General features: G+C 63.8%; 10 protein-coding genes and 1 pseudogene. 5 read left to right on the forward strand and 6 right to left on the reverse strand.

Features of this window, described 5'->3' with window-relative positions; translation table 11 throughout:
- Window positions 1–126 precede the first annotated feature (126 nt).
- The 3 genes from nrdF to AC5RUK_RS02250 all read left to right on the forward strand — a co-directional run bounded on the left by nrdF (window position 127) and on the right by AC5RUK_RS02250 (window position 2,976).
- On the forward strand, window positions 127–1,104 hold the full coding sequence (gene nrdF, locus AC5RUK_RS02240; protein WP_493987055.1) for a class 1b ribonucleoside-diphosphate reductase subunit beta: 978 nt from the start codon (window positions 127–129) through the stop codon (window positions 1,102–1,104).
- Between the two features lie 113 nt (window positions 1,105–1,217).
- Window positions 1,218–1,697: an NUDIX hydrolase gene (locus AC5RUK_RS02245; protein WP_494151269.1), complete on the forward strand. Its 480-nt coding sequence runs from the start codon at window positions 1,218–1,220 to the stop codon at window positions 1,695–1,697.
- A gap of 658 nt (window positions 1,698–2,355) precedes the next feature.
- Complete coding sequence (locus AC5RUK_RS02250) at window positions 2,356–2,976, forward strand: hypothetical protein (protein WP_494151270.1); 621 nt, start codon at window positions 2,356–2,358, stop codon at window positions 2,974–2,976.
- A gap of 316 nt (window positions 2,977–3,292) precedes the next feature.
- On the opposite strand, the pseudogene AC5RUK_RS02255 reads toward AC5RUK_RS02250, so the two are convergent.
- The 5 genes and pseudogenes from AC5RUK_RS02255 to AC5RUK_RS02275 all read right to left on the reverse strand — a co-directional run.
- A pseudogene (locus AC5RUK_RS02255) lies at window positions 3,293–3,412 on the reverse strand (twin-arginine translocase TatA/TatE family subunit); the annotation flags it as partial.
- Window positions 3,409–3,663, reverse strand: a complete 255-nt coding sequence (locus AC5RUK_RS02260; RefSeq protein ID WP_493987058.1) for a hypothetical protein — start codon at window positions 3,661–3,663, stop codon at window positions 3,409–3,411. The gene AC5RUK_RS02260 and the pseudogene AC5RUK_RS02255, both read right to left, overlap by 4 nt.
- 227 nt (window positions 3,664–3,890) lie before the next feature.
- On the reverse strand, window positions 3,891–5,144 hold the full coding sequence (locus AC5RUK_RS02265; protein WP_494108862.1) for an FUSC family protein: 1,254 nt from the start codon (window positions 5,142–5,144) through the stop codon (window positions 3,891–3,893).
- Window positions 5,145–5,701: 557 nt separating this feature from the next.
- Window positions 5,702–6,904, reverse strand: coding sequence for an FUSC family protein (locus AC5RUK_RS02270; RefSeq protein ID WP_494151271.1), 1,203 nt, complete (start codon window positions 6,902–6,904; stop codon window positions 5,702–5,704).
- Window positions 6,905–7,199: 295 nt separating this feature from the next.
- Window positions 7,200–8,045 (reverse strand): SMP-30/gluconolactonase/LRE family protein, encoded by an 846-nt coding sequence (locus AC5RUK_RS02275; RefSeq protein WP_494151272.1) that lies wholly within the window; start codon window positions 8,043–8,045, stop codon window positions 7,200–7,202.
- A 183-nt stretch (window positions 8,046–8,228) separates the two neighbouring features.
- On the opposite strand from AC5RUK_RS02275, the gene AC5RUK_RS02280 reads away from it, so the two are divergent.
- Window positions 8,229–9,632 carry a glucose-6-phosphate dehydrogenase gene (locus tag AC5RUK_RS02280; protein ID WP_493987062.1) on the forward strand — a complete coding sequence of 468 codons (1,404 nt, stop codon included), beginning with the start codon at window positions 8,229–8,231 and terminating at the stop codon, window positions 9,630–9,632.
- 1 nt (window position 9,633) lies between these two features.
- Window positions 9,634–11,067, forward strand: coding sequence for a sugar porter family MFS transporter (locus AC5RUK_RS02285; RefSeq protein WP_494108865.1), 1,434 nt, complete (start codon window positions 9,634–9,636; stop codon window positions 11,065–11,067).
- A 237-nt stretch (window positions 11,068–11,304) separates the two neighbouring features.
- On the opposite strand, the gene AC5RUK_RS02290 is transcribed toward AC5RUK_RS02285, so the two are convergent.
- A complete protein-coding gene (locus tag AC5RUK_RS02290; protein ID WP_493987064.1) occupies window positions 11,305–11,928 on the reverse strand; it encodes a hypothetical protein in 624 nt (207 codons plus the stop codon).
- Window position 11,929: the final 1 nt, after the last annotated feature.

An 11,929-nucleotide genomic window follows, 5' to 3' on the forward strand; every position in this document is an offset into this window, starting at 1 on the left:
CCCGCCGTCGTACGGGCACCGACGGGGCGCCGGCAACCACCGGAACCGGCGGACCACTGCCGGCCGCAGCGACGGCCGGCATTCGGGCACCATGAAACAACACAGATTTGCGAAGAAGGGGAAGCGATGTCAGCCGAGAAGGTCAAGCTTCTGCACCACGTGGAAGCGATCAACTGGAACCGGATCCAGGACGAGAAGGACGTTGAGGTCTGGAACCGGCTCTGCAACAACTTCTGGCTGCCGGAAAAGGTGCCCCTGTCCAACGACGTGCAGTCATGGAACACGCTCACCGAAGACGAAAAGCTGCTCACCATGCGCGTCTTCACCGGCCTGACCCTGCTGGACACGCTCCAGGGCACCGTCGGCGCCGTGTCGCTGATTCCGGACGCCCTGACGCCGCACGAGGAGGCCGTCTACACGAACATCGCCTTCATGGAGTCGGTGCACGCCAAGAGCTACTCCTCGATCTTCTCCACCCTCGCCTCCACCAAGGAGATCGACGAGGCCTTCCGCTGGTCCACGGAGAACGAGAACCTGCAGAAGAAGGCCCGCATCATCGAGGGCTACTACTACGGCGAGGACCCGCTCAAGCGGAAGGTTGCCTCCACGCTGCTGGAGTCCTTCCTCTTCTATTCGGGCTTCTACCTGCCGATGTACTGGTCTTCGCGGGCCAAGCTGACCAACACCGCGGACCTGATCCGGCTGATCATCCGTGACGAGGCGGTGCACGGCTACTACATCGGCTACAAGTTCCAGAAGGGCATCGAAGGCGAGTCCGAAGCGCGCAAGCAGGAGCTGAAGGACTACACCTTCGAGCTGCTCTACGAGCTGTACGAGAACGAGGTGCAGTACACCCACGACCTCTACGACGCTGTTGGCCTGGCCGAGGACGTCAAAAAGTTCCTCAACTACAACGCCAACAAGGCGCTGATGAACTTGGGCTACGAGGCCATGTTCCCGTCCACCGTCACCGACGTGAGCCCGGCCATCCTCTCCGCCCTGAGCCCCAACGCGGACGAGAATCACGACTTCTTCTCCGGCTCCGGCTCCTCCTACGTGATCGGCAAGGCCGTCAACACCGAAGACGAGGACTGGGACTTCTAGTTCTGCAGCCGCCAAATATCGTCGTAGAGCGGATCCCCGATCCGGTCGAGGGCCCTTTCGCCACCGCAGGACAAGAACCGGCAATCTCTATAGCCTAGGGATGTGGAGGGCGTATGACAGTTCGCAGCGCAGGCATCCTGCTGTACCGGCGGAGCCTGGAAGGGCACTTGGAGGTCTGGATCGCCCATAATGGTGGCCCTCACTGGACCGGCATGGACACCCGCGCCTGGACAATTCCAAAGGGAATATACCTCGACGCGGAGGACCCTCTGGTGGCCGCGCTGCGGGAGTTCGCCGAAGAAATCGGGACGCCGGCGCCTCGGGCGGACTACCTTGAGCTGGGCGCTTTCCGCCAGCCTTCGGGGAAGGTCATCACCGCCTTTGCCGCCGAATCGGATTTCCAGCCAGAGCACATCACCAGCAACACGTTCCCGCTGGAATGGCCGAAGGGTTCCGGTGTTGTGCGGGAGTATCCCGAAATCGACGATGCCAGATGGTTCCGAGAGTCCGAGGCGCGCAGCAAACTGGCGAAGGGGCAGGTGCCGATCCTCGATGCCCTTGCCGAGTACCTCGGGAAGCTGGGCTGGTCCTGAGCTGGGCAGCTTTCAGGCGACATCGTTCTCCGCACTGGGCAGTAGTAACGAGCGTATGGCGCCGGTGTAGAGCCTGGCCGTGCCGTTCAACCCGGCGATGGATGACCTGAGCTGGTTCGCCGCATCTAGGCATTGCTCAGTTTCGGTTCAGGCCATACTTTCGGCTGACGTGGCCACGAAGATGTGTACCTTTCAGCTATGAACAGGGTGATACTTCGCATTGCCCATCAGTTTCGCCAAGTAGGTCAGTCAGCCGACATGGGCAGTAGTCCACCGAAACCGCGGAAACACGGTGATTCGCATCTGGCGCTAACCGCCAACCAGCCTCCGACCTCACATCTCCGAAATCTTATAAACATAACTTCGTGCTCTGACCGGGTGCGGAGCAGAAAGCTGAAACGACCTATCCGGGCAATTTGCCGGGATAGGTCGTTTTTTCTGTAGGCTGCGGCCCTCCCCTTTTTTCCAAAGGGTAGAGATATTGCGCCGGAACCCGTTGACAGCCCGAAAACCGCGGGCTTATGTTGAGGCCACTATGCGCCCGGTTGGGGGGACGCAGGAACCGTCGTTCTCTCCACGGACCTGTCGCCTTTATGGCATTTACGCATAATCGTGCAGGATGAGCGACCAGCCCTCCTGCTGCCCAGGAGTTCCCATCATGAACCTCAAAAAAGCACTGCGCCTGCCCGTTTTCGTTGCATTCTTCCTCGCCGTGGGGGCCGCGCCGACCGTTGCGACGCCTGCGGAGGAAGCCCCCGTCACCTGGCCTCCCCCGGACACGGGAGGCCAGTACCTGCCCGTTCCGGAAGAATATTTCGACCCGATTGAGATCACGGCGTGCGGCACCACCGTCACCATGGAAGCCGGAGACGTCCGGGATGTTTATTACAAGTCCCGGGTGAAGCAGAACGGATCAACGATGCTGAAGTTCAAAGGGGATGCCACCGTGGACCTAACCCGTGCCTCGGATGGCGCCTTTATCGACGAACTCGACATTTCCGGAACTGCCTATCAATACATCTCAGCCGATGAGCTGACCGTTGTGGAACTCCTCAGTGGGCGCTCCATCGTGGCAGCAGCGAGCCCCGAAGAAGCCGAAATGATGGCCGCAGAAGGTTTGCCGGAGTTTGCCTACTACACACGGGGGTGGTTGGGTTTCTACAGCCAATTCTCTGAAGACCCAGAGGTGATGGAGCCAATCGCTTCGGATATCGTGCTGAACACTACCAAGCACGTGCACGATGTGTGCGAAATGCTCGATGAGGCGGCCTGGAAGTAACACCACCACCCGCCCCTTGAGGCTTTGAAGGGGATGAGACAAGCTCAGGTGCAGGTTTTGCAGGGCATCGCCTTGCCGCGACGGAGGAAAGACCCCCTGCACGACCGCGATTCCTAAGCAGGGATTTCAAGCGAAAACCGGCCTCTTTGAACTTTGTTCGTTTAGGCCGGTTTTTACGCAATGATGAAGCACACCCGCGTACCGGCTGCATGGAAGCGCCTGATGGCGCTACGCGGGGCTCGATTTTCCCACGACCAAAGCCCGCCTGAGCGGCAGGGGGTGATTTTATCGAGGTGTCAGATCTACGTGAAGGCTCCTTGACCTCGGCCTTGAAGATGCGCATCGACTGGCCCAAACTGCGGGCCACGCCCGGCAGTTTCGGTGCTCCGAACAGCAGCACGAGCAGTTCTTTTGTTGAAAGGAAACGACGAATCATTCGCCCGCTGGTTCAGCTAGGCGGAGCACGTGGTAGAGGTCCTGCACTTCCTCGCAGAGCAGGCCGGGCAAAGTATCGGGAGGTTGGAGTCTTTCACCGGTACGCAGGGCCGCGGCCATGGCCCCAAGTAGCCGGTGCAGCACGGCCGTTTCCGATGGCTGCAGCGTTGTGGGCTCGCCCTGCTGCTTGCCGTGCTCGAACTGCCAGCATGCTGCGAGTGTACGGTAGGCAAGCTGCTGCGTCGCAGCCACTGTTGGCCACGCTCTGTACCCGGTCGCACGTTGGTCGGCTGAGCCGTTGACGGCCCCGTCGAAAGTTTGTGCTAGCCGCAGGACTGCCCGCTCGAGATTCCTCCGGGCCGCCCGGAGTGGGAGCGGGTTGGTTTCTGCGAAGCTGAGTGCGGCGACGGCAGTGGCGGCCGCGTCGATCGTGTCAGCGATCACGGACGGCAGCCCGGTCCTCGGGCCCGAGGGAACGATCAGCACGAATACGGCGAGGGCGACGGCGCATCCGACCGCGGCGTCCAGGCCGCGGGCGAGCAGCAGCCCCCGGGATCCATGCCACCCTGGCCTCCGGTGGCGATCAGCAATGCTACGGCGGTAATGAAGACCACGGCCAGTACGAAGTTGCGCGCCATCGTCACCTCGATCAGGAAAGTCAGGATCATGATGGCGGCGACAAGCCCGAGGGCGTGCGGCGGGACGAGGATAAGTGCTGCCGCCAGTCCGATCCCAAGCGCCGTCCCGATAAAATACTCCAATCCGCGCTGGCTGGTGCGGCGTCGGTTGAGTCCCTGATGCAGGATCAGTACCGCGGTCGACATTGCCCAGTAGGCATGTTCCAACCCGAGGAATCCGCTGATCGTCCCGGCCAGTGCGGCTGCTGTGCCGACCCGGATAATGACCAGCAGGGACGTGGAACGGGGCTTCAGGCTTTCCGTGAGCCGCACCCAGGCTCCGGGGCGGCCTGACGCCGGCCGGCGTGGCGGAGGAAGTTCGCCGGCGATCGACCACTCCGACGCCTGACGGGCGTGAGTGCGGGCAGCTGCCGGGTCCGTCGGAGGGTCGGCGAAACGGGTGCGCGTGCCCGTCATGGCATCGGCGAAGATCAGGTTGAGTCGACGTGCCCGCTTCTGCAGCTCCCGCACGCTGCTGTGAGGAAGAGAGTATGAGGGTTCGCGGTTGATAAGCACGGTCCAGGCATCGTGCAGCGCCCTCGCCGCACTGTGCCGGGCGGCGTCCCGGCCGACGGTGCCGGCCGCATCGATGTAAGCGGTGACCGCGGTTTCCGCGGCGGCCACGGCGGACTCCTCCGGCCCGTGCGGGCGGAAGAGCGCTCCGGCCATGTGGGTCAGCCATGCAAATGCCCCGCCGGCCAGCACCAGCAGTGCGGCGCGACCAGGATCCTGTTGCGGCCCGTTCAGGCTCGTGCCGACAGCGCATACCAGGACGAACTGATACGCTCCGGGAGGACCGACGTCAAAGGCATTGCAGGCCAGTGTCGCCAGGACGGCGATCGCGACGATGGTAAGGATTCCGAGCCAGGTGACAGACGCGGCTGCGACGCCCAGACCGACGGCGGCGCTGAGGCCGAGCGCGATCACGGCAAGCAGCACAGCACGATTGCGATAGGGCCGCCCGTAGCCGTAGAGCGCAGTGAATCCGCCCAGCGCGGCCGTCAGCCCCAGGGAAAGGTCGTCGGCCAGCCATCCGATGAGCACCGGAATGCCCATGGAGGCGGCCGTTCGCAGACCGGCAGGCCAGCGCCGGGGCCCGGAGCGCACCAAGAACACGGCCCCCAGTCCCCGCGGAGCCTGAGGCGGTCTTGTGGGACCGGATTGTTCCTGCATGATTTTCCCATTCCCGCCAGGTCCGGGAGGGACGCCAGGGCGCATCCGAGGGGTTACCCGTCGGCGTGGGCGGCCCGGGGCCGCCGTCCTGCCCGTTGATGTCACAGATGTGTACACGCTCCCGTCGGCGGCGAACGCCTTTTCTAGCCGCCAGTGCGTCCACCCGGCTCCCGCAGTTACGACGGCCCGTCGCCCGTTGGCCAGGGGTTTCCTCTTTTTTCAGGGCTGCACTGACCCGCTGCGACCGCTGCCGCCGCCGGACCGGATATGCGTCACGGTGCCTACGTTCAGAACCACGGAAAGCATCCCCATCCAAATTGACGGCGAATCATGGCCGTCGGCGCCGCAACGGACGTAGTCGTGGAGTCGGCGGTACCCAGAGCCTTGGCGGTGATCGGCTGAAGCTGACCCAGTGGGCGGCTTCACGGAGCATCGCCGAATCACCTTCGGCGATTTCGATTCCGCCGCCAGTTCGACGGCCGCAGCTTGGGCAAGGATTTGGATAACCGAGGGATCCTTGCAGTACGAGTAGGAGGGGGAGTTCGAAGCCGCGCGGCACCGGCGCTGACCGCTGTGATCGCGTCCTCCGCGTCCGCACCGGCGAAGATCATCATGTCGGCTACGACCACCCGGAGTGCGACGTCCAAAGCGACCGGGAATGGGCCGGGAGACCCGTCTGGGGTGCTGATGTCCTTGAGTAAAGCTGGGACGCGGTCGACGACGGCCTGGCGCACTGTAGTATCGCCAGGTGAGCCGGCCAACTCTGCCAAGAGCCCTGCGACCCGGTCCATGGCGTTGCTGAGAGTGCCATTGTCTCCTGGGCCGCTGGCCAGCGCGGTCCTGACAAGCATGAGGCAGCTGACTCCCAGCAGGTCGAGGTGCTCGGCGCTCTCCTGTTCTTTCACGACCGGTGTGATTCGCGAGCGTCCCACCAGGGAATGCCGGGCAATCCGCCCGCTGGCACCGCGCGTCTTGCTCAGCCCGAGCAGCAGCTCGGGCAGGGCCCGCAACCGGCGCAAGGCCTGCTCGCCAGCCTCCCTATCAGCCTGGGCCAAAGCGCGAGCGGTCAGGCGGAGTCCGTCCGCCATGCCGTTCAATGCGGCCGACTCGGCCCGGCGCAGTAGCCGGACGGGCTCGGGCGTAAACAGGATCTGACTGAATACCAGCGCGACGCCGGCACCGATGACCGCGTCGACCATCCGGTCGGGGCCGACCTCACCGTCTGCGACGGCTATCGTGAGGATGGCGGCCGACGCCGCTTGTGCTATTACGAGCGGTGCGCCACCGAGGCCACGAGAGATGATCATCGCCGCGAAGGTCGCCACCGCAAGGCTGCCGAAGCCTTCACCCATGAGTAAGAGCGTAATCTCGCCGGCCAGGATCCCGACGATCAGCCCCAGCAGCAGCCGCAGCGCGTTCAGCCCGCGGCTGCCGAACGGCGCGTTGAGAGCAACGACCGCGGCGATCGGCGCGAAGAAGGGGTCCGGATGATCCCCGATCAACTGCGCAAGCAGCCAGGCGATGGTAGCGGCCACCGCTCGTTGCACTATCGGCCATGCATCGCTCCGCACCCGCTGCCATGCGCGACGGCCAGCAGCGGCCAACCGCTCGCTCCACGCAGACTCAGCGACGTCGGTGCTCACGGGTGAACCCCACCAATACTGATCTGGGTCATAGTGACGAACTGGACGCGTAACGCCCTGCCCTTGAGTTCAGCAGCACCGTCACATCGAGGGGACGATCGCTGTGGGCGGCTTCATCCGGCTGAGGTGCACAGTAGACAAATGCATTCACAGGGTATCCCACGATCAGGGATCTCCACGTGGCGCCGCACAGCGCCCGGCTTCACGATCTGGCGGTGGTGCCGGCCTTTCCCATGTCGACATAATCCCACGGGGCCGACACCTTAACAAGGCGCTGGCGACACTGGCGTAACTCTCAGCCGGCGAACTCGCGTGCCGGGACACCGGCTACTTGCACGTCTGCGCTAAAAAGGGATCCGGCGAGGGGATCGTCCTCGGGTTCGAGATGCTCCCGTGAGGTGGTTATGAACAGCTGGTTCAGGGCCGGTCCGCCGAACGTGCAGGCGGTGACTTGGCGGGCGGAAACCTGCACCACTTCGTCGAGGTGGCCCTCCGGGGTATACCGCCGCACCTCTCCCGCACCGTTGATTGCCGCCCACACGGCACCCTCTGCGTCTACGGTGAGCCCATCGGGGTGTTCGTGGTCGGGCATCGCCACGAAAGTGCGTCGCCGGGTCAGTCCCGCGTTACGGTCGTAGTCGAAGACGGCAATGCTGTGGGTTGCCGTGTCGTTGTAATAGGCGAGTGACCCGTCCGGACTCCAGTCCAAGCCGTTCGAAATGGTTACTCCGTGCAATACCGGGTGAACCGAAAGATCGGGATCCAGCCGAAAGAGCGCGCCAGCGCCGGGCTGCTGATCGTATGCCATTGAACCGCAGTAGAAACGGCCGTCGGGATCGCAAGCACCCTCATTCATCCGGATGCCGGTATCGGTCCACGCATCGTCCAAGTGTGTGAGAGTTCCCTCCGGATCTTCGAGACAGAACCAGCGATCGACGCCGATCACCGCGCCGCCGCCCTGTCGCGGTCTTACTGCTGCAGCAATCGCGGCGACGTGACGACGTGTTATCTCACCGCCGGTCGTCAAGGACAGGATGTCGCCGGCGAACATATCCACCCAGCGCAGACCGCCCCACGGGGTGGACCAAACCGGACCTTCCGCGTGGTGGGCGATGGGATCGGTGCGCTGTTCCGCACGCATGAAACTAACTCCTCGTCCGCTCTCAGCATGGCTGATACGGCGACTGCAGCTCTCTCGTCACGTTTCTCGCGTAATAATACGCTGTAACGGGGGGGGCCGCGGGGTATCAGGACGACATCCGCGGTGCTAAATTGTCGTGCATATTTAGGCCAGCAGTTTCGGTCGATGAGACGGGGTCAAACTATGGTTCTGGCCGACCATCAAACCCTTCTGATTTTGGGCGCGAGCGGCGACTTAACCGCACGGCTGCTGCTGCCGGGACTGGGCGCGCTGCTGGCTACCGGCAGCGTGGAGCGCCTCCAGCTCATCGGCAGCGCAGGGGCCGATTGGGATGAGGAGCGCTGGCGCTCACAGGTCGCTGAGTCCTTCGCGGCGGCGGACGCGAGCGGAGAGCAGGTGGAAGCGGTCATCAGGAACGCCCGCTATCTCCAGTCGGACGTGACAGACCAGGACCAGCTGCGCGCGTTGCTGGAGGAATGCCGCGGACAGCTGATCCTCTACTTCGCTTTGCCTCCCGCGATCACACAGAAGGCGTGTCAGGTGCTGGGCGGCATCGGGGTGCCCGAGGGCACCCGGCTGGTCATGGAGAAGCCGTTCGGCAGCGATGCCGACAGCGCTGCGGCCCTCAACGATCTGGTGACCCGGCTCGTGCCCGAGGACCATGTGCATCGGGTGGATCATTTCGTCGCCATGCCCGCGGTGCTCAATATCCTGGGCGTGCGGTTTGCCAACCGCCTGATCGAGCCCGTACTGAACAGCCAGCATGTTGAGAGCGTGGATGTGGTCTTCGACGAGAGTTTGGCGTTGGAGGGCCGGGCCGGCTTTTATGACAGCACCGGCGCCTTGGAGGACATGATCCAGAGCCACATGCTCGAAGTCATGTCGCTGTTCGCCATGGAGCCCGTACCGACGCTGGAGGCAGAGGACGTGCGCGATGCCAAGGCGCAGGTTTTGCGCGCCACCCGGATCTGGAATGATGACCCGGTCACCTACAGCCGCCGGGCGCGTTACAGCGCGGGGGAGATCGACGGACGCAAGGTGCCCTCCTACGTGGACGAGGAGGGCATTGATAGCTCACGTGAGACCGAGACCTTCGCCGAGATCGTGCTGGCCGTGGACACCTGGCGGTGGGCGGGCGTACCGTTCCGGGTGCGCTCGGGCAAGGCCCTGGGCTCGCCGCGCACGGAGGTCACTGTCACCTTCAAGCCGCCGCAGCAGGTACCTGCCGGCATGAGCGGTTACGCTCACCCCAATCGGCTTCACATCGGCATCCCCTTGAACGCCAATGTGCTTGGCCTCGACGTGAACATCAGCGGCCGTGACGATCCGTTCGGAATCGATCCAGTCACCCTGGCAGGTAACTTCGCTGCCGGCGAGCTGCCGCCCTACGGCGAGGTGCTGAAGGGGATTCTAGAGGGTGCGCCGCCGCTCTCTGTGCGGGGTGACATGGCGGTGCAGTGTTGGAAAATTATCGAGCCGGTGCGCAAGGCCTGGCGTGAGAACCAGGTACAGCTGCAGGAGTACGAGGCAGGCAGCACCGGCCCCGGCGGCTGGCCCCTTAACGGACTTCCCGCAGGAAGGACGTGACATGGCGGCCGGCACCGGTGCATCGAGTCCGTTGGACAATATCTCCGGCAAGGGCCTGCGCAAGGTACGGCGCTGGGGGTTGTGGATCAACCTCGCCACGTTCTTGATCGGCTACGCCACCGGCGTGATCGCCGGGGCGCTGCTTTACATCCGCGGTGACCTCGATCTCGATGAGACCCAGCAGGGCCTTGTCACGAGCATCTTGCTACTCGGTGCGATGGTGGCGGCGATTTTCACCGGCAGGCTGGCCGACCGCTTTGGCCGCAGGACGATACTCGGGGTTGCTGGGGTGCTGTTCGCGGTGGGGTTCGCGGTCTCGGCGCTGGCCACGGGCTTCGCGCTGTTGATGCTGGGCCGCCTGGTCATGGGACTCGGGGTCGGCATCGCGTCGGCCCTCGTGCCTACTTACTTGGGTGAAATCTCGCCAGCGCAGATCCGGGGTAGGATGCTCACGCTCAACCAGCTGCTGCAGACCGTCGGGATGCTCGCCGCCTACGTCGTGAACCTCATCTTTAGCGCCAGCGGCAACTGGCAGGCGATGTTCTGGGTGGGCGCGGTACCGGCAGTCCTGCTCGCGGTGATTGCGGTGCGCCTCCCCGAGTCGCCGGCCTGGCTGATCGCGAGAGGACGAATCGACGCTGCAAAGAAGATGCTCGGGTCAGTCGCCGGTTCTGACGGTGCCGACGAGGTGATCGAGCGCTACCGCCACGAAGGCGAGCAGCGCCGGCAGCAGCGGGAGCGGGATCGCAGTCCCGACGAGAAGAAGGGGTGGCGTGCGCTGCTGGCTCCCCGAGTCCGCCCGGCGTTGATCGTGGCGCTCGGGCTTGCCGTTCTGCAGCAGTTCGTCGGGATCAACACGGTGCTCTATTACGCGCCGACAATCATGGAGCAGACGGGTTTGAGTGCCTCGAACTCGATCGTGTACGCGGTCATCATCGGCGTCGTCAACCTGGTGATGACGATCGTTTCTCTGAAATTGATCGACCGCATCGGCCGCCGGCCGCTGCTGCTGGTCTCGCTGATCGGCATGGGCATCTCGGTGGCCGTGCTGGGAGCCGCGTTCCTCGCAGATCTCGGCTCGGTGATCCTGCTCGTGTGCATGCTGGTTTTCGTGTCTTCGTTTGCCGTGGGGATGGGCCCGGTGCTCTGGGTAATCCTGGGGGAGATCTTCCCGTCCCAGCAGCAGGCTGAGGGCTCGGGGGCGGGCTCGGCCGCGAGCTGGCTTTCGAACTTCGTCGTGTCCGCGGCTTTCCTGCCGCTGGCCGGGGTGATTGGAACGGGTGTGGTGTTCTTGATTTTCGCGGTCGTGTGCCTGCTCGCGTTGGCGTTCGTTTACCGCTACGTGCCCGAGACCAAGGGCCGCGACTTCGAGGAGATCGACAGCGACCTGCAGGCCCGCGCGGGTGGGAAAAAGCCAGACGCCTCCGCAGCATGACCCATTCATGCATTCGACTCCGCTGCTGGTTCGCTCGACTGAAGGACTCGGCTTACCGCGCGCTGAGTCCGTCAGTTAGTCTTGTTCCGATTCTCGGATTGTTCCGAGGGCCGCTTGAACGGCTCTGCAGCATTATGCCCGATACCCTGTCTGGCTCGGAACAATCCGCGCGCGCCAGAAGCTCACCCCAGGCGATCTCATTCCAACTTCTCGAGGCGATCAGCACGCCCTGTCGCATCAGAGTTTGATGGGGAAGGTGAACATCACGATGATGCTACCGATCGCCACAACGCCGGCAAGCCCAAGCAGCATCAGACGCATCCAGGGCGCGAGTTCTCGTTGCGACATCGCGGTCAAGAACAGCACCAACGCGAACAGCACGGTCAACAAGGAGTAGTTACCTACCCGCTGATTGTTCGCCAGCGCTTGCTGAAACTTTGCGTCGGCTTGAGCGGACAGTTCAGCGGCCTCGATGGTGCCCGGTGGAACGTACTCGTCGAGAGCGAACGGACTCGGCTCCGTCCGGCCACCGGCGTCCCACGCATCGAACGCGACATGGAAGTGCGGGGTGAAATGCGCCTCGATGAACTCTCGCAGGTCGTCTCTGCCATCGGCGACCGCGAGAATCCACTCCGTGTAGATCCCCACGTCATACAGGCGGGCGTCGCGCGCCATCCCCTCAGCCACAGCCGACTGCGCACGCGCGTTCGCGGCCTGACCGGACGCGATCGACATCTCGCCACCCCAGATCGACGCCTGGAAGCCACACCATGCGGTGAGCACAGCAGTGATCGAGAGCAGGAACACGGACACCACGTCGAGGACCGGACGCTCCCGATCCACGGTGCTCGCCTCACCCATC

The organism is Arthrobacter sp. Y3223065 (assembly GCF_059090885.1).